Source organism: Patiriisocius sp. Uisw_047, from assembly GCF_047730165.1.
Lineage (GTDB): Bacteria > Bacteroidota > Bacteroidia > Flavobacteriales > Flavobacteriaceae > Patiriisocius.
The window spans coordinates 276,345-302,693 of the sequence record NZ_CP159834.1 but is presented as its reverse complement, the minus strand read 5'-3'; the positions used below and the strand labels follow the sequence as shown (position 1 = coordinate 302,693).

At 38.1% G+C, this 26,349-nt stretch carries 20 protein-coding genes and 3 pseudogenes; 13 read left to right on the top strand and 10 right to left on the bottom strand.

The annotated features are described in order from the left end of the window. Positions 1 to 20 precede the first annotated feature (20 nt). The 5 genes and pseudogenes from ABXT71_RS01455 to ABXT71_RS01435 all read left to right on the top strand — a co-directional run bounded on the left by ABXT71_RS01455 (position 21) and on the right by ABXT71_RS01435 (position 10,623). Positions 21 to 4,067 (top strand): T9SS type A sorting domain-containing protein, encoded by a 4,047-nt coding sequence (locus tag ABXT71_RS01455; protein WP_415372027.1) that lies wholly within the window; start codon positions 21 to 23, stop codon positions 4,065 to 4,067. A 231-nt stretch (positions 4,068 to 4,298) separates the two neighbouring features. Next, positions 4,299 to 8,279, top strand: coding sequence for a GEVED domain-containing protein (locus ABXT71_RS01450; protein ID WP_415372026.1), 3,981 nt, complete (start codon positions 4,299 to 4,301; stop codon positions 8,277 to 8,279). A gap of 101 nt (positions 8,280 to 8,380) precedes the next feature. Next, positions 8,381 to 9,257 (top strand): annotated as a pseudogene (locus tag ABXT71_RS01445) (DUF4846 domain-containing protein). Beyond that, complete coding sequence (locus ABXT71_RS01440) at positions 9,254 to 9,616, top strand: Na(+)-translocating NADH-quinone reductase subunit F (protein ID WP_415372025.1); 363 nt, start codon at positions 9,254 to 9,256, stop codon at positions 9,614 to 9,616. The pseudogene ABXT71_RS01445 and the gene ABXT71_RS01440 overlap by 4 nt, the downstream one beginning before the upstream one ends. After that, positions 9,613 to 10,623: an FAD:protein FMN transferase gene (locus ABXT71_RS01435; RefSeq protein ID WP_415372024.1), complete on the top strand. Its 1,011-nt coding sequence runs from the start codon at positions 9,613 to 9,615 to the stop codon at positions 10,621 to 10,623. The genes ABXT71_RS01440 and ABXT71_RS01435 overlap by 4 nt, the downstream gene beginning before the upstream one ends. A 157-nt stretch (positions 10,624 to 10,780) precedes the next feature. Here ABXT71_RS01435 and ABXT71_RS01430 read toward each other — a convergent pair whose 3' ends face one another. From ABXT71_RS01430 to ABXT71_RS01400, 7 genes and pseudogenes are all read right to left on the bottom strand, one after another. Then, positions 10,781 to 11,545 (bottom strand): class I SAM-dependent methyltransferase, encoded by a 765-nt coding sequence (locus tag ABXT71_RS01430; protein WP_415372023.1) that lies wholly within the window; start codon positions 11,543 to 11,545, stop codon positions 10,781 to 10,783. Between the two features lies 1 nt (position 11,546). After that, positions 11,547 to 12,350 (bottom strand): type I methionyl aminopeptidase, encoded by an 804-nt coding sequence (map, locus tag ABXT71_RS01425; RefSeq protein ID WP_415372022.1) that lies wholly within the window; start codon positions 12,348 to 12,350, stop codon positions 11,547 to 11,549. A gap of 3 nt (positions 12,351 to 12,353) precedes the next feature. Next, complete coding sequence (locus ABXT71_RS01420; RefSeq protein ID WP_415372021.1) at positions 12,354 to 12,755, bottom strand: BT0820 family HAD-type phosphatase; 402 nt, start codon at positions 12,753 to 12,755, stop codon at positions 12,354 to 12,356. A 38-nt stretch (positions 12,756 to 12,793) separates the two neighbouring features. Next, a complete protein-coding gene (locus ABXT71_RS01415) occupies positions 12,794 to 13,378 on the bottom strand; it encodes a TlpA family protein disulfide reductase (protein ID WP_415372020.1) in 585 nt (194 codons plus the stop codon). A 5-nt stretch (positions 13,379 to 13,383) separates the two neighbouring features. Then, positions 13,384 to 14,898: a 2,3-bisphosphoglycerate-independent phosphoglycerate mutase gene (gene gpmI, locus ABXT71_RS01410; RefSeq protein ID WP_415372019.1), complete on the bottom strand. Its 1,515-nt coding sequence runs from the start codon at positions 14,896 to 14,898 to the stop codon at positions 13,384 to 13,386. Positions 14,899 to 15,064: 166 nt separating this feature from the next. Continuing rightward, positions 15,065 to 15,832 (bottom strand): annotated as a pseudogene (locus ABXT71_RS01405) (M48 family metalloprotease). Positions 15,833 to 15,931: 99 nt separating this feature from the next. After that, a complete protein-coding gene (locus tag ABXT71_RS01400; protein WP_415372018.1) occupies positions 15,932 to 16,678 on the bottom strand; it encodes a M15 family metallopeptidase in 747 nt (248 codons plus the stop codon). 200 nt (positions 16,679 to 16,878) lie between these two features. Here ABXT71_RS01400 and ABXT71_RS01395 point away from each other — a divergent pair, with 200 nt between their 5' ends. Then, complete coding sequence (locus ABXT71_RS01395) at positions 16,879 to 17,313, top strand: GNAT family N-acetyltransferase (RefSeq protein WP_415372017.1); 435 nt, start codon at positions 16,879 to 16,881, stop codon at positions 17,311 to 17,313. On the opposite strand, the gene pepE is transcribed toward ABXT71_RS01395, so the two are convergent. Further along, entirely contained in the window at positions 17,310 to 18,002 is a 693-nt protein-coding gene (pepE, locus tag ABXT71_RS01390) for a dipeptidase PepE (protein WP_415372016.1), read from the bottom strand. The genes ABXT71_RS01395 and pepE overlap by 4 nt on opposite strands. A gap of 83 nt (positions 18,003 to 18,085) precedes the next feature. Here pepE and ABXT71_RS01385 point away from each other — a divergent pair, with 83 nt between their 5' ends. The 7 genes and pseudogenes from ABXT71_RS01385 to ABXT71_RS01355 all read left to right on the top strand — a co-directional run bounded on the left by ABXT71_RS01385 (position 18,086) and on the right by ABXT71_RS01355 (position 24,579). Continuing rightward, the gene (locus tag ABXT71_RS01385) at positions 18,086 to 18,904 is read left to right on the top strand and encodes a carboxypeptidase-like regulatory domain-containing protein (RefSeq protein WP_415372015.1); all 819 of its coding nucleotides are present in this window, start codon (positions 18,086 to 18,088) and stop codon (positions 18,902 to 18,904) included. Then, a complete protein-coding gene (locus ABXT71_RS01380; protein WP_415372014.1) occupies positions 18,897 to 19,685 on the top strand; it encodes a hypothetical protein in 789 nt (262 codons plus the stop codon). The genes ABXT71_RS01385 and ABXT71_RS01380 overlap by 8 nt, the downstream gene beginning before the upstream one ends. After that, a complete protein-coding gene (locus tag ABXT71_RS01375) occupies positions 19,666 to 20,481 on the top strand; it encodes a hypothetical protein (RefSeq protein WP_415372013.1) in 816 nt (271 codons plus the stop codon). The genes ABXT71_RS01380 and ABXT71_RS01375 overlap by 20 nt, the downstream gene beginning before the upstream one ends. Before the next feature lie 145 nt (positions 20,482 to 20,626). After that, entirely contained in the window at positions 20,627 to 21,136 is a 510-nt protein-coding gene (locus tag ABXT71_RS01370) for a DUF6702 family protein (RefSeq protein ID WP_415372012.1), read from the top strand. A 61-nt stretch (positions 21,137 to 21,197) separates the two neighbouring features. Then, the gene (locus ABXT71_RS01365; protein ID WP_415372011.1) at positions 21,198 to 23,501 is read left to right on the top strand and encodes a M1 family metallopeptidase; all 2,304 of its coding nucleotides are present in this window, start codon (positions 21,198 to 21,200) and stop codon (positions 23,499 to 23,501) included. A 231-nt stretch (positions 23,502 to 23,732) separates the two neighbouring features. Next, positions 23,733 to 24,020 (top strand): twin-arginine translocase TatA/TatE family subunit, encoded by a 288-nt coding sequence (locus ABXT71_RS01360; RefSeq protein WP_415372010.1) that lies wholly within the window; start codon positions 23,733 to 23,735, stop codon positions 24,018 to 24,020. Positions 24,021 to 24,258: 238 nt separating this feature from the next. Next, a pseudogene (locus tag ABXT71_RS01355) lies at positions 24,259 to 24,579 on the top strand (phosphatase PAP2 family protein). Here the strand turns inward: ABXT71_RS01355 and ABXT71_RS01350 are convergent. Both ABXT71_RS01350 and ABXT71_RS01345 read right to left on the bottom strand, forming a co-directional pair. After that, positions 24,580 to 25,221 carry an O-methyltransferase gene (locus tag ABXT71_RS01350; RefSeq protein WP_415372009.1) on the bottom strand — a complete coding sequence of 214 codons (642 nt, stop codon included), beginning with the start codon at positions 25,219 to 25,221 and terminating at the stop codon, positions 24,580 to 24,582. Positions 25,222 to 25,225: 4 nt separating this feature from the next. After that, entirely contained in the window at positions 25,226 to 26,314 is a 1,089-nt protein-coding gene (locus tag ABXT71_RS01345) for an amidohydrolase family protein (protein ID WP_415372008.1), read from the bottom strand. Positions 26,315 to 26,349 lie beyond the last annotated feature (35 nt).

Below are 26,349 nucleotides of genomic sequence, written 5' to 3'. Positions count from 1 at the left end.
TTCAATTAAACAATTAAATTATGATTAACCAGCAAGTATTGAAAATGAAATTATGCCTATGGTTTCTGTTGTTATTATTGACAGGGATATCCACTGCGCAACAATTAAAAACCTTGGATTACAGAGAGTTAGTTACTTCTAGAGAGGCAAACTTTTTTGAAGTTGTTGCTCAAAAAAGAGCTGAGTTTGCCGCAATGGATATGAATATTAAGGCTAACAATAAAGCCATGAAGCAATTTGAACGCTGGGCATTCATACTTAAGGATCAAGTAAATCCGGATGGTTCATTTCCATCTGCGATGGCCCAAAAAGAAAGGGATCAATTGTTTGTGGTAGCTGCTTCAAAAAACACTTCAAACTCTAAAATGACTGGTGTAATGTGGCAGCAAGTTGGGCCTTTAACAAATCCTCTAGAAAACGGCTACGCTGCGTATCCAGGAAAAGGAAGGATAAATGTGGTATCAGTAGATCCAACAAATGAAAATATAATGTACGCAGGTGCGGCTGTTGGAGGTGTTTGGAAAACCATCGATGGCGGGGTAAATTGGTCTCCAAAATCAGATTATTTAGCAGGATTAGGGGTGTCAGACATTCTTGTAGATCCTAATAACACCAATATTCTCTACATGGCAACTGGTGATGAAGATGCAAGTCATATTTCTTCAATAGGGGTTTTTAAATCTATCGATGCTGGAGAAACCTGGTTGCCAACAGGGTTGGCTTTTAACTTGAGTGACAATGAATATATAAATGATTTAGCATTTGCTCCTGGAGATTCTAGCACTATTTTTGCTTTAACCACGAACCAAATTAGAAAGTCTACAGATTCAGGTGCAAATTGGGCAAACGTAGCAGTAGATTATGCGCCATACGCCCCATTTACAGCATATTTTCAAACAATTGTTTTTGATCCGAATGATGCAGATAAAGTTATTGTTTCAGATTACTGGGATGGAATTTTTGTTTCTGTAAATGGAGGTGATAATTTTGAATTACACGCTGCCTTTCCAGGCTTAAACAGTCGAAGGAAATTGAAACTTACTTCCTCTGCAGCTGATCCAGACTTTTTCTATGGGATTGCTGAAAATGGGGTGTTTAGAAAATATAGATATGCCTTAGATAATACTGTTGGAGACTTAATAAGTAGTACTCAAATAGCTGACTACAATTCTCAAGGAGGTTATAATCAAGTTTTAGCTGTGTCCCCAACCGTTCCTAATAATATTTTAGTAGCCGGTGTTCGAGGGTATCGTTCAACGGATAATGGGGCAAGTTTTACGGTATTTAGCAATCCTTATAATAACCCTCCTGGTGTTGGTTTTTATGTGCACCCTGATCATCATCACCTTTCTTTTTTAGCAGATGGAGTTACCGTTATCAACGGTCACGACGGTGGAGTTCATAAGGGAGCATTTAATGCTACAACAGGGTGGACAGACCTTTCAGATAAGCTTCACATTACACAGCCATATCATATTTCTGTTACACAAGAGATAAATGGGGATAACTTTATGATGGGTAATCAAGATAATGATGGATTTTCCAAAATTTTAAAAGATGGCACTAGACAATGGGTTTCTTGTCTTGCAGGAGATGGAACAGGTACAGGTATAGATATTGGAGATTCTAATGTGCGCTATCTTGGTGGTACAAGAGGTTATTTACTGCGGTCAGACAATGGTTTTTCTGTAGCATATAATTCTGCGTTTGTTCTCTTAAGTGGTGCTGCTGGTGCCGCATTTGTTTCTCCTTTTGAACAACACCCAACAAATGCGAATATAATTTATGCGGGAGACAATGTTATAAAACGTTCTGCAAATAAAGGAGTTAGTTTTTCTCCGCTTCCAAGTGGTTTAAGCGGAACACATTTTTTAGATATTTCTGCAAATGCTGCGTCTATTAGGATATATGCAATAGGTAACAATGGAGCTGTACATAGTGGTGATGATGGAGTAAGTTGGATAGAGGTAAACTCTCCTGCAGGTACATTATTAAATAGCTTTTCTGGAGTTGATGATTCAGCTACAGTTTATGCTACAGTTTCAGGATATAATGACGGAAACAAAGTTTATAAATCTACGAATGCTGGTGATAGTTGGACAAATATTACAGGAGACTTGCCAAATATTATCACTTATAAAATTTTACATAAAGCAGATTCGAACGACGAAACTTTATTTGTGGGGACGGAGCTAGGTGTGTATTGGAAGAATAATACAATGGCTAATTGGGAAAAATATGGTGTCGATTTGCCCAATGTTCGAATTTCAGATTTAGAAATTAATTATATAGATCAAGAACTATATGTTGGAACCTTTGGTCGAAGTTTATGGAAGATAGCTGCGCAACCTCGTTGCATTGGAGTTACAAAAACATGGGATGGCGCTAATTGGTCTCCGGCTGGTGCGCCTGGAAATACAGATGTTGTGGTAATCAATGGGAACTATGATACTGCAATAAATGGTGGTTCAATAACTGCTTGTACTCTTACAATTTCTGGAACTAGTGTAGTTAATGTAGGAGCAGGTTCGTTCATCTCATTACAAAATGAAGCCACTGTAGATGCAGGTGCGACTTTAAACATTGAGCATCAAGGTAGTTTTGTTCAGGTAGAAGAAGATGCAAGGGTTATAAACAACGGTACAATAAATGTTGATGTAACAACACCTACTTTAAAACCACGTGATTTTATGGTTTTAGGTACTCCTATGAGTATGGGTACGCCAGTAGGGCAGACAAATCCTGTTTTTAGAGTATTAAACCTTACGACTACTAATTTTAGACCAAATCCAGATGTACAAGCTATGTTTCCAGGTGGGACAAATTTTGTAGATGAAGATAATAATGATTGGTCTCATCATGCAGGTGATTATAATGCAGGTGAAGGATATTATGTTTGGCCTCAAGCAGACCTTGCTAGTGGAAATCAAACCTATGACCTTAGATACTCACAAGGAACGCTTAACAGTGGTGTTGTGATGTATACTTTAGATTATAATACAACGGGAACTGAAACTGGCACTGCAGCCAAGAACAAAAATGCGAGTCCAAGTATTATTTCTAATCCTTATGCATCTGCTATTAATGCGAGTGCTTTTATAGCTGCTAACGTAGCAATTGATGAGATTTACTTTTGGGAACACGTGTCTACTCCCTCCCCTGCGTTTCCAGGTGCAAATACAGCCAATTTTAACATGGCAGATATTTCTACGTATAATGGGACTACTTTTAATCCAGCTGCAACAAAACCAGGAGCTACATTGAATAATTCAATCTCTACTGGACAAGGATTTGGTGTGAAGGCTAATGCAAGCGGGACAGCAACGTTTAACAACAGTATGCGTACTACTTCAAATAATAATACACTAAGAACTTCAGAAACTGAAATAAACAGCATATGGATAAGAATACAAAATGAGCAATACGAACTCGGGTCTACAACTGCGATTACATTTACTGAAGGAGCAACTTCAGGACTTGAGGCCGCTTATGACAGTAGACGTCTAGGGGTTCCTGTTTCTATTTATTCTCATATACTTGATGGCACTCAGGAACTTGGTATTCAGGGTAGAGAGGCTTTTGTGGACAATATGCAAGTAGGTGTTGGGTTCTCATCTCAAATTGATGAGGCAACGTCTTATAGTATTTCTATTCACCAATTAGAGGGGAAGCTTATTACAGGTGCAGATGTTTTATTAATTGATCATTTAGCAAATACAGTTACTAATTTAAACAAAACGGCTTATAATTTTGAAAGTGCCGCGGGAACTCAAAACAACCGTTTCACGCTAGAGTTTAGGAGTTCTGTTTTAGGTACATCAGCGTTTGATGCTAATTCAATTAATGTTTTCCCTAATCCTACAGATGGATTATTTACTATATATTCTCAACAATATGAGATTCATAAGGTTACAATTACCGATGTTCAAGGAAGAATCATCACATCGTTTGCTGAACAGAATAGAAACAGTGTTACTCTAGATGTATCTAGTTTAAAAGCAGCATTATATTTTGTCACTATCGCTACGACAAAAGGTGATATTGTAAAGCAGTTACTTAAGAAATAGTACTTCTTAAATACTAATAAAAGGTTCGCAATCAAAAGATTGCGAACCTTTTTTTTGTGGCATTTCAAAATAAAACTCATTGCTTTATAAGTATTCGATTTCGTAAAAATTAACATTTTAAACGATAAAGTACATATTTTGACTATAAAATGTTATATTTGATATTCCTTAAGTATATCATCGAGTACCTCCTCAATAGAATTTCTAGTTCTCATTAACCTATATAACGTTATGGAAAAATCAATTCAATTGTCTCTATTATCAATATGTAGCCTACTTCTCCTGCTACTCGTAATAAATTTTAATACACCATCAAGTCTAGAACAAAAGAAGAACACATTCGACGCGCAAGTATCTCAAGAAGAAGGTAAGGAGTTGATAAAAAAAGCAGCTTTATCATTCATAGCCCCAAATTTAGATGAATCTCTTAAGCAGCCTGTGGTATTAATTGAAATCGATGCCGATGACTTTGTAGGTTTTCCAGCAACATGTTTTGCTCCAGATACAGATCAGGCCGTAATAGAAGCATTTTACCAAAATAGAGCTGCGCTCGCGAACAGTCTAAAAATTCCTGAAACGAGTCAAGACTCCAGATTCAGCATAGGCAATCGTTGGTCTACAACGGCCTCAAACGGAGGAGGTTTAGGGCAGGGAGATTTAACTACGCTCACTTGGAGCTACGTTCCAGACGGTGCAGCTATAGGAAATGGTGGTTGCGGTGTTGCTGGAGAATCATCCGCTCCTAGTAATTTTATTGCATTTTTCAATGGTATTTACGGAGGTCCTACTACACCTGGTGATTATACAACAGCTCCATGGCACAATGTCTTTATTAACATGTTTGATTCTTGGTCAAATGCTAGTGGACTAACTTTTGTCTATGAACCCAATGATGATGGCGTAACTGTGGTTACAGGTGGTAGTGGGGTATTGGGGACTCGCGGGGATTTGCGTATTTCGGGTCATTCACTCGATGGGAATAGTAATGTCCTTGCCTGTAATTATTTCCCAACAAATGGAGATATGATTATAGATACTTCTGATAATTTCTTTGCTAATTCTCCTGGACTTGGTACTACTAATGTACTAACACACGAAATAGGTCATGGATTAGGTATCTCTCATGTCTGCCCAATAACGCAAACTAAATTAATGGAACCATTTGTTACTACTGCTTTTATGGGGCCACAGGAAGATGATATTTTGGCTACAAACAGGAGTTATGGCGATCAAGAGGGTTTAAATGATTCAGCTGCTACCGCTTCCTTTTTAGGCGCAAATTCAAATCCTACGTCGTATTCAAAATTACAACGCAGTATTGATGATAATGGAGATGTAGACTATTTTTCTTTTACTACAATTGAAGCTACCTTAATTTCTACAACACTGAGTCCAACAGGTTCAATGTATTTAAGCGGAGTTCAAAATAGTAATGGACTTTGCAGTGCTGGGAGCTCTTTTGATGCGCTTACAGTTTCGGACTTAATGGTGGAAGTATTAGATACAAATGGAGTGTCTATTATTGCAACGGGTAATGCTAACGGTCTTGGAGTAAGTGAAAATTTATTGGATGTTGGATTACCAATTGCTGGAACTTATTACATAAGAATAAGGCAGCAAGGTGGCTCAGTAAACAATGTGCAAATGTATGATCTTAGCCTATCTCTTGAAGCAGGAGTGGCTTCAGATAATGATGTTTCCGTATCTGCAATTAGTGCGCCTATAGCACTAGAGACTGGACTCACAAGTACAGAACAATTAGAAATTAGCCTTTCAAATCTTGGAACCCTGAGTCAAACGGGAATTTCTTATGAAGTGAAAATAAATGATGTGGTAGTTGCTACGGAGACGTACAACACAGCATTAGCAAGCGGTGCTTCTGTGAATATCAATGTTCCTACCTTGGTAGACTTGTCATTATTTGATACGTATGCTATTTGCGTGAAAACACTGTTGCCTTCAGATGAAAATACTACCAATGATGAGTTTTGTAAAACCACACTTCATCTTAATTGTATTCCAGTTACCACTTCAGGCGCGACCCCCTGTTCTTTAGATGGCATAAAGCAATTTGTTTTAGGGACCATAAATGTGGATGATGGAGGTGCTGGTTGTAATACTGGCCCAGAAACAAGTTCGCCCGTGGGCTATGCTAATAGAACAGAATTAACGACAGATCTCGATAGAAGAACAGGATTTAATAACCACACGTTACAAGCTTCTACAAGATATTCTAACGAGCGCATTAAAGTATGGATAGATCTTAATGATAATGGGCTTTTTACTGATGCGGGCGAAGAAGTGTTAAATACGCTTTTTACAATAACAGACGGATCCTTAGAAAATTTTAGTATCACCATACCTACTGAAACAACTTTAGGAACCAAGTTGTTAAGAGCAAGAGCATTTGATGCGTCAGCAGATGCATCTAATACGGGTCCCTGTGATGATATAGTCTACGGAGAAACACAAGATTACACCGTAAATATTGTAGACCCTACGTCTGTGTGTTTCGGTGCTGCAATAACTTGGATTGATTCTGGCTGGATTGGCGGATTGGCACCTGGTGTAGCAGATACAGCAATCATTGATGGTACTTATGATACGGCTGCATATGGAAGCATAAACGTTTGCGAGCTTACGGTAAATGGAACAAGAACCTTAACGGTAGATACAAATACCTATGTAAAGACTCAGAATAATATTACCGTAAACGGAACATTATTAGTAAGCCATCAAGGAAGTGTGGTACAAATAGGAAAAGATGCTATGGTTATAAACAACGGTACAATCAATGTGGATGTAACAACACCGAATTTAAAGCCACGTGATTTCATTATTTTAGGAAACCCAATGAGCACGGGTAAACCAGTTGGACAAACAAATCCTATTTTTAGAACAGTAAACCTTACGACTACTAATTTTAGACCAAATCCACTGGTGCAGGCTATATTTCCGGGAGGGACAAATTTTGTAGATGAAGATAATAATGATTGGTCTCAATATGCTGGTGATTATAATGCGGGTGAAGGATATTATGTTTGGCCTCAACCAGACCTTATTAGCGGAAATCAAACCTATGATCTTAGATATTCACAAGGGACATTAAACAATGGTGACATCATGTATTCTTTAGATTTTAATACAACTGGAACTGGAACTGGTACTACAGCAATGAACAAGAATGCGAGTCCTAGTATAATTTCAAACCCGTATGCATCTGCTATTGATGCAAGTGCCTTTATAGCTGCAAACACAGCTATTGATGAGATCTACTTTTGGGAACACGTGTCTACTCCCTCTCCTTTATTTCCAGGCGCAAATACAGCCAATTTTAATATGGCAGATATTTCTACGTTTGATGGAACTACTTTTAACCCAGCTTCAACAAAACCAAACGCTATAATGAATAACTCAATTTCTACTGGACAAGGATTTGGTGTAAAAGCGAATGCTAGTGGAACAGCAACGTTTAGCAACAGTATGCGTACTACTTCAAATAATAATACACTAAGAACGTCAGAAACTGAAATAAACCGCATATGGTTAAGAATACAAAATGAGCAATACGAACTCGGGTCTACAACTGCAATTGCATTTTTGGACGGGGCCACTTCAAGGTTTGAAGCTGCCTATGACAGCAGGCGTCTTGGGGTTCCTGTATCTATTTACACTCATATTCTAGATGGTTCTCAAGAGCTTGGTATTCAAGGGCGAGAAGCTTTTGTAGATACGATACAAGTAGGTGTTGGATTCTCGTCTCAAATTGATGAGGATGCTACTTATAGTATATCTATTCACCAATTAGAAGGGGAACTTATTACAGAGGCAGACGTATTTTTAGTTGATCACATAGCGCACACGGTTACTAATTTAAATGACACCGCCTACAGTTTTCAAAGTATTGCAGGAACTCAAAACAATCGTTTTACTTTAGAGTTTAGGAGTTCTGTATTAGGTACGTCAGCGTTTGATACTAATTCAATAAGTGTTTTTCCTAACCCTACAGGTGGATTGATTACGATCAACTCTCTACAAGCTCAGATTAGTGCTATTACTATTACAGACGTTCAAGGAAGAATCATCACATCGTTTGCTGAACAGAATAGAAACAGTATTACGCTTGACCTTTCTAGTTTAAAAGCAGCATTATATTTTATTACTATCTCTACCACACAAGGTGATATTGTAAAGCGGCTACTTAAAAAGTAGTATTTCTGAAATTTTAATAACTGGGTCGCATTCTTTTGATTGCGACCCAGTTATTAAAATTTAAAGAAACCTAAAAATAAAACACCGAGATCTTAGTTCTAATGAGGATGAACAAATACATCCTTGCATTCGTGTTTATTATTAGTTTCGGTTTTCTCTTTTTTACCAAGAAAGGAGACATAGTAAAAAGCACAGTACTTTCTTATGTGACAACACCAAGCTATGTCAAAGAAAAAGAAAATACAGTAAGGTCAAGAATTCTTGTGCCAGATGGTTATGCACGAGTAGCATATGATGCAGAAAGATTTCCGAAGTACTTACAAGACTACTCATTAAAATATTATGGAGCAAAAATCATCAATTATGATGGTAATCCATATATGTATCAGGCGGGTCACGTTGGGATTCTAGAAGTGCCGGTACCTTCTAATGGTTTGCAACAATGCACAGACGCTTTGATGACATTAAGAGTAGCATATCTTTGTGACACGAACGAGAAAAACAAAATAGGCTTCAACTTTACTTCAGGGCACTATTGTTCTTGGTTCAAATATGCAGAAGGATATACTCAAAATAAGCGGAAATAAAGTCATATTTCATAATACGGCAAGTGCAGATGATTCAAAAAAGAAATACTATCGCTACCTAAATTTAATCTTTACCTATGCGGGGACGCAGTTACTTTTTGACGAGCTCGTTAAAATTTCCGAAGTAGAGAATCTAGAAGTTGGAGATATGTTAATCACTCCATGTTTTCTAGGACATATTATTATTATTATTATTGTTGACAAGGCTAGGGGTGAAAACGGTAAAAATTTATTTATTTTTGCACAAGGAAGTGCACTTGCACAAAGCGTCCATATCCTTAAAAATCCAAGTGACTCAAGTCGAAGTCCGTGGTATGAGATTCTGATGGGCGAGGCAATGCGGATTCCTACTTATTATTTTAATACGTCACAATTTATCAGGTTTAAATGAGCCAAAAATTAAGTCTCCAAGAGTTACATAACCTTGCGATGAACATCGTTGGGAAAGATATGGAGTCGCTGGGCTTCGAGTTTTTAGGTGTCAATAGTAAAATAGGAAAAGACCCGCAGTTTGTGGGTTTAAAGAATAAAGATCTCCATTTCGTGATTGTTCGAGCCATCGCTTACCCACAAGATGCAAGTAGTTATGACCCCGTTTTTATGCAAACTATCAAACAGCACGCAACTACATTTGAGGCAAAAGCATATTATGCAGGTGTTGGCTTAGGGCACGGCGCTGACTTTGCAAAACCTGTTCTTAAAGATGAAGATTATACACAAGTATATAAAGGACTTCAAGAAATCTTATGAGAAATGTACTCCTAGTTTTTATCGCGCTAGCACTAGCAAGTTGCAGCACTCCAGCAGAAGTTACCATGATGACCTTCCAAGGCCCAGCGTTTGGAACCACTTATAATATAAAAGTGTTTACTGACAAGGAAGATGGGCTAGAAAAGGGAATCGATCAAGTAATTTATCAGGTCAACAAGTCTGTCAGCACCTATTTATACGAAAGTGATATTTCAAAAATAAACAGAGGGGACAGCAGTGTTAAAGTGGATACAATTTTTAAAGAAGTCTTCCGTATTTCTGAAATGGTATTCACAAGCTCAAATGGGTATTTTGATCCTACAGTAGGAACATTGCGCAATGCATATGGTTTTGGTGAAGGAGAGGAAAAGCTGGAACTAACTCCAGAAAAATTAGATAGTTTACGTGAGTTTGTAGGCTTTCGCAAGGTGAAAATTTTAGCAGACGGGACCGTTAAAAAAGAACATCCTTCCATTTACCTCGATTTTAATGCCGTTGCAAAAGGGTACGGTATTGATCTCCTCGGAAATTTTCTAGAGTCAAAAAATATCAATAATTATATCATTGAGTTAGGAGGAGAAATTTTAGCCAAAGGCAAAAACATTACAAGAGATAAATTATGGACCGCAGGGGTAGAAACGATAGATTCGAAAGTAGAAAATAGAACATTTGCAGCTTTGGTAGAACTTAACAATCAAGGTATGGCTGGTTCTGGTAATTATAGGAAATATAGAATAGATAGCCTTACTGGCAACAAATATGTCCATACCATAAACCCATTAACTGGAATGGCAGAAGCAAGTGATGTGACAAGTGCTACGGTTATTGCTCCTACTTGTGCCTTAGCAGACGCCTATGCAACAGCTTTTATGGCAATGGGGCTAACTCGTTCAAAAGAAGTAATCTCTCAAACAGAGGGTGTAGCGGCGTATCTTACTTTTATAGAAGATGCTAATACCACAGGGATCTATGTGTCGCAAAACTTCACAGATAAAATGCTCAAGTAGCACCGAAGTAATTGATAGAATATAAAGGGCTCAGATGATTTTTTGTGCCGTTATATCTTTGATTTTTGAAAGGTTTAAATCTTTGATGAGTATTCTCTAGCTATTGTTAGTAACTATCACGGGAATCGAGAAATTATCAAATTTTGTAAGCAAAACTTTATTTTTTACATAAAGGTAATAATTCACCTTTAGGAAGCCTAAATCTTTGAACATCTTCTTTGGAAAGCTGAGTAGTGTAATCTATGGCTTCCACTTGAAAGCCAATTGATCTCAGCTTGTTAAAATAGTCCATACCATAAACCCGCACGTGATCATACTGACCAAAAATAGCTGCGCGTTCTTTCTGGTCTGTGATAGTGTCGTCTGTAAAAGTTTCGATTCGATTTTTGTCGTATGGGACTTGTAGTATTGCGGTTCCTCCTGGTGCGAGCACTCTATAAAGTTCTTGCATCGCTTTTGTGTCATCAGGAATATGTTCTAACACGTGATTGCAAATGATAAAGTCAAAGCTGTGATCTTTAAAAGGCAATGCGCAAATATCTGCCTTCACATCGGCAATGGGCGAGTTGAGGTCTGTTGTGGTGTATGAAATGTTTTTTAGTTTCTTGAATCGCTTCAAAAAAGCTTGCTCTGGGGCGAAATGAAGTACGCTTATTTGTTTACTGAAAAACTCAGTTTCATTACTCAGGTACAACCAAAATAAGCGGTGACGTTCTAGAGATAAAGTGCCCGGTGCAAGCACATTTTCCCGTACGTGCTCATATCCATAAGGTAAAAAAGTACGATATGATTTCCCGTCTATTGGATCTGTGTATGTGTTCCCTTTTAAGAAGAAAGCCACAAGCGGTCTTAACAAGTAACTTACCCGTATCATAAAAGTTCTTGGAAAGAGATTGAGTAAGTATTTGAATACTTTTGTCATATTAAGGTCTGAATTCGTCCTCCTCATCACTCACAATACCTAGCGCTTCGTAAACAAAGTCAAAAGTAGAAAGTAGTTGCGGCATGCCATCCACTAGGGCAATATTATGCTCAAAATGTGCACTCGGTTTTTTATCTTGTGTGATAATCGTCCAGCCGTCATCCAATTGTGTGATTTTACGCGTACCTAAATTAATCATAGGCTCAATGGCTATAGTCATCCCTTCAATGAACTTTTTTCCGCGACCTCTTTTGCCATAGTTAGGCATTTCTGGATCTTCGTGCATCTTTCTTCCTAGGCCGTGTCCTACTAGTTCACGAACGACTCCGTAACTCTGACTTTCACAAAAATCCTGGATAGCGTGACCTACGTCACCTACTCGGTTCCCTTTTTTAAACTGACGGATTCCTAAGTACAATGACTCTTTAGTGACTGCTAAAAGTTTTTTTGTTTCTTCTGCTACTTCGCCTACTTCAAAAGTATAAGCGTGATCTCCGTAAAACCCATGCTTAATAGCGCCGCAATCTATAGAAACAATATCACCTTCTTTTAATGGTATGTTAGTGGGTAATCCATGTACTACCGCTTCATTCACACTCGTTAGTAGCGTAGAAGGACAATCATAAAGACCTAAAAACCCGGGTAATGCATCTTGTGCTCTTATAAATGCTTCTGCAGTGTCATTGAGTTCTTGGGTTGTTACTCCCGGCTTCACCAAGGGAGCTAGCATTCCTAGCGTTCTCGAAACTACTTGCGCAGCTTCTCTCATTAACTCAATCTCTTCTCTTGTCTTAGGTATAATCATAGTTTAAAAACCGAACCAGTTCTTCTTTTTTGTTATTTTACTCAAAGGGGCAGACTCTCCAATTAATTGTTGGTGGATTTCTCCCCATTGTCTAAGACCACCTATATTGCGATCGTCTATAAAATAATCTGCATTAATCTTCCTGCTTATTTTTTCTGAATAAACTTCTTCAGGGTAACTCTTGTTTACGGCATAAAATATAATGTCGTTTTTTTCACAAAAAGCAACCGCTTCATTTAATTTAGCACCATCACGATAGGTCCATAAAATAAGACGATGGCCTTCAGATTGTAATGCCTTTAACGTTTCAAAAGCAAAAATCATGGGCTTCCCTATTTTAGGGTAGGCGTCTTCTACAATGGTACCGTCAAAATCTACTGCTATGGTAAAATTTTCTTTCAGCATCGTTTATTTGTTGCGGCAAAACTACAAAGAAAAATGTTTTACTCTTCGTAGATGTGCTTGTAATCTTGATCCGTGGCGATAGCCAGGAGATCTTTTTCTAAAGTTTCTTGAGTCGATTCTACAATGCGCCCTAGTTCTATTCCGTTTTCTAAAATAATAATGGTGGGTACATAAGCTATGTTTTCAACATTTTCTAAGCCTTCAGGAATATCTTTATCTCTGTTCACGGCAATAATTCTTGGACCGTATTCGTGATTTATATTCGCTAAGATTTTAACTAACCTAGGAACCTCACGCTGGCTATCCTCACACCAAGTACCCATAATTACTAAAATCTCTTTGTCTTTTAATGCTTCTGTCAAAGAAGCCATAGAATCTTGGTCTATGGTATAAGCGTCAAACTCAGTTTTAAACCAAGCAAATCTATCAATAAAAAGTGCTGACACTTCTACTTTACCTATCAACATCTTTGATCCTTCTTCTTCCGGATCGTCAAATAGTTTGCTCATATCTTCATCTGTGTCAATCATTGTTTCTTGATTAGTTTCTGCTATTGTTGTTTCCTTTTTGTCGTTACAGGCAATACAGGATATTAATACGACTAATAATACTATAAATTTCATACGTTTTATATTAATGATTTTTGGGTCATCGCTGCTGGCTTTTCTACCTCAAGTAGATCAAGAATAGTAGGGGCAATGTCACCTAAAATTCCGTTGTTAATGTGTTTAATATTGTTGTCTACTAAAATTAATGGAACAGGATTGGTTGTGTGTGCCGTGTTGGGCGAGCCGTCAGGATTTCGCATTGTTTCACTATTCCCGTGGTCTGCTATTACTAGCGTAGTGTAGCCGTGTTCTAAAGCTGCTTCAATAATAGATTTTGAACAAGCATCCACTGTCTCGCAGGCTTTAATTGCTGCAGCCATTACTCCTGTATGGCCTACCATATCTGGATTGGCAAAATTAAGACAGATGAAATCTGCCGTTTCATTCTTGATTTCAGGAATGATTTTATCACGTATCTCAAAAGCACTCATTTCTGGTTGCAGGTCGTAGGTAGCTACTTTAGGTGACGGACATAATAAACGTCGCTCGCCAGTAAAAGGTGTTTCTCTCCCGCCATTAAAGAAGAAGGTAACGTGTGGGTATTTTTCTGTTTCGGCGATACGTATTTGTGTTTTGTTATTACGTTCTAAAACTTCGCCTAAAGTATCCTTAAGATTCTCCTTGTCGTAAACTACGTGAGTTCCTTTGTAAGAAGCATCATAGTTAGTGAGGGTCACATAATACAAAGGGATTTTATGCATCCCGAAATCTTCAAAATTTTCTTGCGTCAAAACTTCAGTGAGTTGTCTTCCTCTGTCGGTCCTAAAATTGAAGAAAATAACAATATCGTCTTTTTCTATTTTAGCAATAGGTTCGTTGTTGTTTGTGGCGACTATCGGTTCAATAAATTCATCAGTAACGCCAACTTTATAACTTTCTTCAATGCTTTTCACTAAGTTTTCTGAATGTTTCCCATTTCCGAAAACCAAAAGATCATAAGCTCTTTGAACGCGCTCCCATCTTTTATCTCGATCCATCGCAAAATAGCGACCTATAACAGAAGCTATTTTCCCTGTAGTCTTCGCCATATGTTCTTGTAATGCGGAAATGTGTCGAGCCCCAGATTTTGGGTCTACATCACGACCATCAGTAAAGGCGTGAACAAATACATTATGAAGACCGTAGTCGTTTGCAGCGGTGAGTAATCCTTTAATATGATCCATATGAGAATGCACACCACCATCTGAAACTAAGCCCAAAAGGTGCACTTTTTTACCCGTTTGTTTGGCGTGAGAAAAAGCTTCTTTAAGTACTTTTTCATCTTTTAAAGTGTCATTTGCGATTGCTAAATTAATCTTAGCTAAATCTTGATAGACAATGCGCCCAGCGCCTAGATTCATATGTCCCACTTCGCTATTTCCCATCTGGCCATCTGGCAATCCTACATGTTTACCGTGCGTAAACAGTTCTGCGTGTGGATAATTTGCCATCAACGAATCTATAAAAGGGGTGTCTGCTTGTGCCACTGCAGAAACACTTTCGTCCTGCGTAATGCCGTAACCATCAAGTATTAAAAGGAGTACTTTTTTTTTCATAGGGTAAAGATACTAAGGGTTAAAGACAATGGCGAATGGGCGAGATAGAATTTTCATGAAATTTTAACAGACTGAGCTTTTCAAAGTTTAAGCTACCTCACTAATAAAAGATAAACAGTTCTCGAAGTGCTCGAACGGAAAACAGAGAATTACATTGTTGAAAAAATTAAGAAGCCTCGCGATACTTCTCTATAGAAGCCTCAATCTGTTCAATACGGTTTTCTGGATCTGGGTGCGTGCTTTAAAATTCTGGAACACGGCTTGGCCCTGCAGCGGCTTTTAAGATTTGCATCACGCCTTTCATTTGAATCGGGTCGTAACCCGCGTTAATCACAAAGAGTATATCAAGGTCATCGCTTTCTAACTCGTCACCACGACCATTTCCTAATAATACATTCTGGGCTGCACCAGAGACAAGTTCGCCAGCGTCAGCAACAACTGAGGCACCCGTGGCAAGAGTTTGCCAGAATTCGCTATTTGCAATACGCTCTGCGCTATGTCTTTCTAAAACATGTCCTATTTCGTGACCAAGAACACCGGCCAATTGATCTTCGTTCTCGAGTTTTGAAAATAAAGTATAAGTGACAAATATCTGGCCGCCTGGTAAAGCGAAGGCGTTTATTGTATTGGGGTCTGGGAGGAAATAAAAATCATATTGGTAAGGAGTGTCTCTTGCCATACTGTTATTCACTAGCTTTTAGCCAGTCATATCTACGTAATTTTGAAGACGTTCATCTTTATACAAGCCGCCATATTCTTCGGCGATACCTGGGGCACTCTGTAATCCTATGGCAAGCTCCTGTTCAGGATCCATAGAGATTACTTGTGAGGTTCCTGTATATGGATTCTCTTGTGTGTTAGCGCATTTTTTAAATAAGGCAAACCCAACAATTAATGCACCTATAAACAACCTTATTTTCCAGCTTATTCTCATAATGATTTTTCATTGTCATTTTCGCGCCAGCCTTTTACCGTAAATTTGCAGATTCTTATTGCGTAGATTTCTTTTTAATTCTTTTATAAATTCAACTACCTAAGGCTTCAAAATCAATTCTGGATTAATATCCAGAATATTCTCGTTTCTATATTTTGTGATAAATGCATCAGTAAAATGCGCTGCTCCCTGCAGCTTTTCTTCAAGTAAAATTTGCTTTACGTCAAGTTTATGGTAGTCCGCTAACATCTTGCGAGAAGCAGCCGCGTAGCTAAAATGCCAAGGCTCGTATTTAAACCCTTTGCGCTTAGCGTTATCTGTATACACCTCATAAAAACCAAACGATGCGGCGTTAGTAGTAAGCCATTCCTTGAGTTTGCAAAAAGGGCCTGCCCCGTGAAAGTGTTTTGCCTGCAATACACTGGAAGGTCTAGGGGTGCCATTCCTGTCAATTATATCTATGTCCGTACCCCAGTGATGTCTTGAGGTCCCTGGGATAGTCGAGTATTCAATTATTTTTTCTATTGCTTGAATAGGTGATAGACCTCCTGTTGTATACTGTTTGTATTTGCCTTCGTAAATCTGTTTTTGGCGTTCAAAACTTCTATAGGCCGAGACGACTTCAATATTGAAGCCAGCGTCTGCAGCTGCTTTTTTCATTGCTTGAAAACTAGTGTAGGTTTCTTGATGCATCTGCCAAGACGGACCTCTAAACGCGTAGTCGCTTTTACCTATTAAAAAATCTTTATCAAAAGATGGATTGCTAGCGTTAAAAGCTAGTTGAGGTGCGGCTAGGATTCCTACTCCCGCGATTGCACCCATTTTTATAAATTGGTTTCTATTCATTAATCTCAAAATTAGTAAAAAAAATCTATACTCAGTATTCCGTATTTCACTTCCTGAATCAAGTTTAGGGCTTGTCTGTCCTTGTGCACATAAAGAACACTTGTCAAAAAACCGACTAAATAGCCATCAAGAAATCAATAGTTTATTTAATATAATTATTTAACGCCCTATCTTTGTAAGATACTAAAAGCAATACTATTTTGATAGAAGATAATTTCAAGTTTGCCCTAATTCCTACTTCGGAAATTTTAACCATTCTCCCATTGCTGGTAGAATTAGGAAGCGCTGATATTTCCGAAGCTACAAGAGAAGCACGTGTGCTCGAAATGGCATCCCAGAATTATGAATGTGTAGGGCTTTATGATGATGAAAAGCTAATAGGTATTTGCGGGATGTGGTTTATGACGCGCCATTATGCTGGCAAAAGCGTTGAGGCAGATCACGTGATTATTACTGCTGGCTATCAAGGCAAAGGCTTAGGTAAAAAACTGATGCAATGGGTGTATGAATATGTTCAAAGCAAGGGTTGCTTATGGGTAGAGCTTAATACGTTTGTTCATAATTTTCCGTCTCATAAATTTTATTATAATGAAGGTTTTGTGAGTAAAGGATACCATATGGTGAAGGAGTTTTAAACCGGGCCACTTGCAATCTCAAGGGGTAACTTTCCTTGCTCAAACATGCGAGCAGTGTGCCCACCTTTAAGTGTTATTTCATCTCCTATAACACGTAACCAACTTCCCTCTCTTAATCCAATAACAGGTATTGTATTCTGGGTGTGAAACTCTTTAATACGTGTTTCTCTAGTTTCGCCCATATGTTTTGAACTCGGGTCTGGATCGAGATAATGTGCGTTAATGTTGTAAGGGATCACGCCCAAGGTTTTAAAAGAAGGTGGATACACAATAGGCATATCATTTGTAGTCTGCATGGAAGGGCCGCATATGTTGCTGCCTGCACTTGTGCCTAGATAGGGAAGGCCTTTATAAATAGACTCACGCAAGGGTTGCAAGACTTCGTTTCTATACAGCATGTGTGCCAATAAGAACGTGTTTCCCCCTCCAGTGAAAACTCCTTTTGCTTCTTTGATTGCTTTTGCAGGATTGTCATACGCATGAAGTCCAGTTACTTTGATATGTATTTTCTTGAAAAATTTTGCCGCGATTTCCGTGTAAGCATCATGGGACATTCCGCCGGGACGAGCGTAGGGGATAAAGATGATTTTTTTACAGTCTTTAAATAACAATGTCACTTCGTCTATGAGGTACTCTAAATAAGAACCACCGTGAATAGTAGAGGTGCTTGCAACGATTAAATTTTTCATACGTCTTTTATTAAATTATAAAAGTAAGTAACTATTGTAAAAAAATCGATTTCAGCACCAACCTTTTCCTTATCTTTATTAGTATGAAAAAACTACTCTTCCTATTATTTTATGTTTCAACAATTGCCTTACAAGCACAGGAAGTAGAGCGCTTCTCAGTAGAAGGACATATTTCTGCTCCGTTAGAAAGTGACATAGAAGGGGTGACTATCTATAATAATTCTTCTAATAGAGGAACGATAACAGACAAGAATGGCGAATTTAAATTAGCCGTAGCCCTTAACGATGAGATTATAGTTTCGGCCATACAATATGCCACCTTTAAAGTGAAAGTAGATCAACGTACTTTAGATACGAGCACATTAGGGATTTACTTAAATCCAGTAGTGAATCAACTAACAGAGGTAACGGTAAGACAATACGATCTCACAGGTAATCTAATGGTAGATGTGAGTAGTATAAAAACAGTAGACCTTGATACGGAGTGGGATATCTCTTATGAGACGATGGAGTTTGATTACGAGTTTACACCAGATAAATGGTCGTCCATACCAGGCAATTTTGCCGAAAGTGCGTTTTACAATGGGCAAGAGCAATATGGAGTAAATCTACTAGGGGGTCTTGGCTTGTTATCACAAATAATTTTTAATAAAAAAGCCAGTAGATCTTTCGCCTTAAAACCTCGTAATCCAGAAGAAACGATTCAGGGAATTAGAGAGCGATTCACACACCAAGAGATTAGGGATGCGTTTCAAATTCCGGAAGGTAAGGAAAACGACTTCTTATATTTTGCAGAAGAGCAGGGCTTGACAAATGACTTGTTGCTTGATAAAAACCAACTCGTATTGCTTTCTTTCTTATCAATGCGTGCGATTGATTATCGTAAAAAGATGGATGAATAAGTTAATCATAATTCCTATTTTATTATGTGCAACTACACTGTCTTTCTCACAAGAAAAAGAAATGAATGGGAGCTTAACTAACACCATTGATGTGGGTGGGATTCATGTTTTTAATCAATCTTCTCGTCACAATTCTGTGACACATAACGACGGGACTTTTAAAATAAAGGCGAAAGTTCATGATACAATATTAATCACTTCGGTTACGTATGTACCCCAGCAAATTGTTGTTTCTGAAATAGCATACCAGCAATCCGCACTAACCATTACCCTTACCGAAATTGTAAATGAACTAGATGAAGTGCGAGTGGGTAATCAACTTTCAAAAGAAGATCGAGAGCAAATAAATGCGGTAAAGAAAGACCTAAAGAATGACTTGTCTTGGGGAAAAATGGAGTTTGAATATGAGTTTACACAGGACAAATATTCATCAATAGTAAACAATACAGCACACGATGCTCTATTTAATGGTCAACAGCAAAACGACGGTATAAAACTGCACATGATTATTCCTGCAGTACTGCAGTTTTTAAAACGGAAAGAAACGGAAACCCTCCCACAATTACCTAAAGAGGTGGTTCGGTATTTTTTAAAAGAAAAATTTAGCAAAGAAGACTTGCAGGGCTTTTTTAATATCCCAACAGCAAATGCAGTAGATTTTCTGTATTTCTTAGTGGAGGAAGGAGTGCCAGACGCGTTTTTAGATGACAACAACGAGATGAATTTAACGCAATTAATAAGCGAAAAGGCTTTACTTTATAATGCAACAGCTAAAGAATAAACTTCCTTTATTTCTACTACTTTTTTTTGTTGCGGGGACATTGTTCTCCCAGCAAAAAGAGCTGCGCGGGCAAATTACAAATACCACAGATGTAGAGGGAATTCACATTCTTAATCAATCTTCGCGTTTTAATGCCGTAAGCAATAAAGAGGGGGTATTTATGATTACCGCAAAAGTAAATGACACTATTTTAGTATCGTCTGTAACATACGTCCCGCAGCTCATCATTGTTTCTGAAATATTCTACAAACAAGAAAAGCTAAACGTCACACTTGAGGAAATTGTCAACGAACTTACCGAGGTGAAACTAGGAAATCATCTTACCGGAAACCTAAATACAGATCTCCAAAATATAAAAACAGAAAAGATATTACAGTTTGATGATGTAGGTATTCCAGGGTTTAAAGGAAAACCAGAAGAAAAAATAGTACCAGTAGTACCTAGTATTGGATTGATAGTATCTGTTGATGTTGAGGCTCTATATAAACATCTGAGTGGCTATTACAAAATATTAAAGACAAAGCGAAAATGGGAATCTCAAAATCAAACCGTCGCAGGCATCATCAATTTTTACGGTGTAGACTTTTTTAGAGATGCATATACTATACCTGAAAATAGACTGTACGATTTCCTGTTATTCTGTATGGAAACTGAAACGATGGAACAGGATTATAAGAAGGAAAATTACTCGAGAGTGATTGCGACATTAGAAGCAAAAGCTAGTGTTTATATAGAACGGATTTCTGCGACCACTGCACCAAAATTCTCTGAAGATGGGGCGATTAGAGATCAATAGCGCGTCAATTAAGATTGATTAAGAGAAAGTGTTTTTGAATTTGAGATTTTTCATTTAGTGTTTTTATATCTTGCGGTTTATTCAAAGATGTTTTGTGGTCTTATTCTTGTAACATATTCGAAGAAAAGATACTAATACTGAAGCTATGAAATTAATACCTAGAATTATAATTATCGCCCTTCTCTTGATTGGACTGTCTTCATTTACCATCCATAAATTTTATGTGAGTGTGACTAAAGTGGAGTATAATACAGAAGCGGAAACACTTCAGATAATTACTAAAATCTTTATCGATGACGTAGAAGATGTGCTTAATGAGCGTTACGACACAGAGACTTTTCTGGATACTAAAAAGGAGACGGCCCGTGATCGTGAACTCCTTAAAGAATATATTTTGAAAAAACTGAAAGTAGAAGTCAACGGGCAAAGGACAGATTTAAAGTATCTGGGTATTGCCTACGAGACGGATGTGGTAAAGGCTTTTATTGAGATTGTAGATGTGAAAGAATGCACTACTATAGGGATTGAAAATACCATTTTAATGGAAAAATTTGACGAACAACAAAACATCATTCACTTTACGGTGGGCGATAAAAAACGAAGTATGATTTTAGAAAAAGAAAATTCCAATGGTTTGTTAAACTTTAACGATTGAGCCATCAAAACCTAATAATATCAAGTATTTTTAACCCTTTAATTTAAACCAAAACAACAACATGAAACTAGCTAAGTATTTATCGTTAGTATTACTTTTTCTAATGGCAAGCGTAAGTTTTGCACAGGAGGTAGAAAGCGATATGGTTGAGCGTAAGCCAGGCCACACAAATGAAAACAGATTTAAACAATTATACGAAGAGTTCTCTACCCCTAACAGGTATAGAAGTGCAAGTGGAGCTCCGGGACCGGATTATTATCAGCAACAGGCAGATTATAAAATGGACATCAGATTAGATGATGATAATGCAAAGCTTTATGGTAAAGAGACCATTACATATACTAACAATTCGCCAGACGTTTTAGAGTACCTTTGGGTACAGCTAGATCAAAACGTTCGTGCTGCAGATTCTAAGTCGCCTTTAATTGAAGGTAGTGGCGCTGCACCAGCTCAACAAGCAAGTACTTTTGTAAACTCCTATATGGGAGCAGCATTTGATGGTGGTTTTAAAATAGACTACGTAAAAGATAGTAAAGGAAATAACCTAAAGTATACGATTAACCGCACAATGATGCGTATTGATATTCCTGAAGAGATGGAGCCAGGGGATAAGTATTCTTTTGATATTAAGTGGTGGTACAATGTTGTAAACCACACGATTGATAGAGCACGTAGTGGTTATGAAGTGTTTGATGATGGGAACAAAGGGTTTGTGATTGCACAGTTTTTCCCACGTATGGCTGTGTATAACGACGTAGAAGGATGGCAAAATAGTCAGTTCTGGGGACGTGATGAGTTTGCATTACCCTTCGGAGATTATGAAGTAAACATTACGGTGCCTGCAGATCACACAATGGATGCCACCGGAGTGCTTACTAATAGAAAGGATGTTTTTAGCAAAAAAATGATGAATCGGTATGAGCAGGCTAAAAAATCATATGAGACACCTGTAATTATCGTGACACAAGCCGAGGCAGAAGCCGCTTCAAAAGGAAAAGTAAAAGCAACTAAGACGTGGAAGTTTAAAGCAGAAAACGTTCGTGATTATGGTTTCGCAACATCAAGACGTTTTATTTGGGATATGATGGCCGTTAAGATGGGGACTAGAGATGTGATGGCAGTATCCTTGTATCCGCCAGAAGGAAATCCATTATGGGAAGATTATTCGACAAAGGTTGTGGCTAGTACTTTAAAGTCATACTCTCGTATGTCCTTTGACTATCCTTATCATAAAGCAATCTCTGTACATGCTAAAGGGCAAGGGATGGAATACCCAATGATTTGCTGGAATTACGGGCGTCCTGATAAAGACGGGAACTATAGCGAACGTACAAAATACGGGATGATGAGTGTGATTATCCACGAAGTAGGACATAACTATTTCCCAATGATTGTAAATAGTGATGAGCGTCAGTGGACATGGATGGATGAAGGATTAAACACCTTTGTACAGTATGTAGCGGAGCAAGATTTTGGTGAGTGGTATCCAGATGCTATTGCACCTAACAAGGCCTATCCTTCACGAAGAGGGCCTGCAAATAAAATTGTAGATTATATGGCGGGTGATCAAGATTTTATTGCGCCTATTATGACAAAGGGATTGAATACGTATAATTTTGGGGCCAATGCATACGCAAAACCGGCAACAGGATTAAACATCTTACGTGAGACTATTATGGGACGTGAGTTATTTGACCATGCATTTAGAACGTACTCTCAGCGATGGATGTTTAAGCACCCAACACCAGAAGATTTTTTCCGTACTATGGAAGATGCCTCTGCTGTAGACTTAGATTGGTTCTGGAGAGCTTGGTTCTATAGCACAGATTACACAGACATCGGTATTGAAGAAGTAAAAACTTTTTACGTGACTTCAAAAATGAACAAAGAGGTTCGTGAGATGATCAAGCAACGCGGTATCGACGAATCAGACTTACCACCATTGGTATATCTAATAGAAGAAGGTAGCGAAGATTTTGAAGAGTCTATGCGAACCAGCAGCCTAAAAGAGGTGAGTACATTACAGCAGTACATTATGGATAATGTGCCTGCAGCTGAGCGCGCTAATTTAAAGGAACCTAAATATTTCTATGAGGTAACGTATAACAAGCCAGGAGGTATCCCAATGCCTATTATTGTGGAGTACACATATAAAGACGGTTCTACAATGAGAGAAACTTTCCCAGCACAGATCTGGAGAAAGAATGACAAGACGGTAGGTAAGATAGTAGCTTCAGATAAGGAGATTTTAAAAATCATGGTCGATCCAGACGAGGAGACTGCAGATATTGACACATCTAACAACTCTTGGCCAGCGCGTAAGAAGCTTGGTGAGTTTGACACTTTTAAAGAAAAGAAGAACTAATATTTTTTCTTCGGAAATAAGAAAGCCTCGACAGATGTCGAGGCTTTCTGTTTTTAGAGCAAATAGTAACGATCTAAGTGTTAAGCGCCGCATCAAGCATTATTTTAAAACACACTTAGATTTGAAATGTCTCCAAACCGCCATCCCACGATTCTTTCGTTCTTCTTTCAATGAGCAAAGCGAATGGTCTTTCCTCTTTCTTCTCTTTCCAAATTATACTATCTTTGCGGTATGTTAGCACAGGCACATTTTCTCTTCATCGGCGGTACCGAGATAGGTTTTATCCTATTCATCATACTGCTCGTATTTGGTGCGGATAAAATACCGGAAATAGCGAGGGGGCTTGGTAAAACAATGAAGCAAATCAAACACGCCACAAACGACATCAAAAGCGAGATTACAAAGAGCGCAGAGAAGCAAGGTTTTGACTTAGATATTACAAAAGACGTGCGCAAAGAAATTGATAAAGTAAAAGAAGAAGTAGAAGATATTACTGGAGTGGTAAAAAGAAAATTCTAGATGTGATAGATCCTTAAAGATTGAGATCTAGAATTGTTTGTCTGGCTTAATAGTATTGGAGTTGAGCGCTGGGATAGCTGCTTGTTATTTCTCACATTAATAGAGACAAGGCTTCCCTTATTCATTTATTTTTTCATTCTTCTTTTTTACTTCTGCGATTTTAAGAAAGGACTACTAGTTATCTTCTTCTTGCTAGCAACTGCTTTGTTAGCCATATTTCTCACAGACCTTACTAAAAGTGTATGTTGTGCGCTTACGTCCCAAGAATGCAGCTAATTTAAGTGACCTCATTCGCGTTTTACACAAGCCTACAAACTATAGTTTCTTTTCAGGGCACGCTTCATCTAGTTTTGCCATCACCACTTTTGTTGTACTTTCCCTCCGGAAATTTCATAAGTATATTTACTTGTTCTATTTGTGACCCTTGTTATCCGTTTTAAGTAGAATCTATGTCGGGGTGCATTATCTTAGTGATATTCTAGTAGGAGCATTGATTGGGACTAGTATTGTGTTATTCTTGCATAATGCCAGTAAGAAGGTAGTCAGTAGTATTTCTTGATTAGATTTTTCTTGATATCGTCAACCCATCTCGTATGGGTAGCAAAACGCTTTCTAGTTGTGGGTGATCATGGATCATCTTGTTGTACTGTTTGAGAGCCGCAGTGTCGGTATCTTTCTCCTTTGAAGCTTCAGCCACTTTTCCATACCACAATACATTATCACTTAATAAAACAGCACCCTTATTCATTTTAGGAAGTACGGTTTCAATGTATTTTGGATAGTTGCTTTTATCGGCATCTAAAAACACAAGATCAAAAGTCTCTTCCAGTTTTGGGATAATCTCAAGGGCATTGCCTGTATGTTGTATTATCTGGTTCCCAAAGTCAGAACAATCAAAATACCTACGTTGAAAATCGTATAATTCTTCGTTAATGTCTATGGTGTAGAGTGTTCCTTCAGCTTGCATTCCCTCTGCTAGGCAAAGTGCAGAATAGCCCGTGTAGGTGCCTATCTCTAAAATACGCAAAGGACGTATTAGTTTTGAAATCATACTTAAAACGCGCCCTTGATAATGCCCGCTTAACATTACGGGTGCTAATACTTTTTGCCAAGTCTCTCTCGTTAATTCTTGGAGAAGTTGGGGTTCAGGCTGACTGTGTTTTACGGCATAGTCGTCTATATGGTCTGGTAGGAAGTGCATTTAATTATTTACCAAGAATTCTTTTAATCAACTTTTCTTTCGCCGCAGCGTCATCACCACACAACCACTGAATCACATTGTCTTCCCAGATGGCGTCGCATTCTACGTCTGTCAAAATATTTTGTTGTTTTGCAAGATCAAGTATTTTACCTGGATACGAAGATTGCTTTTCGCTTTCCATTTCACCTAAAGGATACGGATCATCTAGACCCATTACCACTTGCTTCGCACCTTGGTTTTTTATTACTAATTCTAAAGATCCTGTGTCGTGAACTAAGGTGTCAAAAAAGATGTTTTTGTGACCCACTGCTTTTCTCGGGTGTGATTTACCTTCAAATAAATCTGGTCTTCCATCAAATCCTTGAATCCTTCTGCCTAAATTCATTTGTGCTAACTGTCCTCCGTGCGCAAAGCAAGTACGCATATTTGGGTATTTATCAGCATAACCATTTAAGGTCAAGAAGTGATACGCATCTGCACATTGTGCAAGCATCCATATTAAATGAAAACGCCAGGACGTATTTTCTAGTTTTATAAACTTCTCTCCATCATAAGGGTGTATCTCTACAGCAAGATTGTATTTACTTGCCATTTCAAAGATAGGTTCGTTTTCTTCGTCAAAAATACAGCGCCATGTTCCGATGGTGTCCATATAGTGTGTAGGTAAGCAGAGCAATTGCATTCCTAAATCCTCTACACAACGTTCTATTTCCCATAATGCGCCTTGAACAACACCCGGGTGTACCACAAAACCGCAAGTAAACTTTGAGGGATGATCTCGTTGTACTTTCGCGTTAAAGTCATTCTGAAATCGCAATGCCTTTTTCATTTCTTCCACCCGTAAGCCATTTCCATAAAGCTGGGAGAGATTAAGTACGACAGCGTGATCTAAGCGATTATGTTCCATCCAAGCCAGTTTCTCATCAAGAAAGAAACTAGAATCTGTCACTGGACGACTCCAGTCTTTCTGTAGCATAAATTTTCGGTCTTTATCCACCCAAAATATCTCTTTGTCCTGCATAAATTGAGGGATATCTTCAGGATAGGGGAGAAGGTGAGAGTGCCCGTTTATTCTAAGTTTGCGTTTTTCCATGTGACGTTTTCGCGTAAGCTAAGTTCTTATTGATT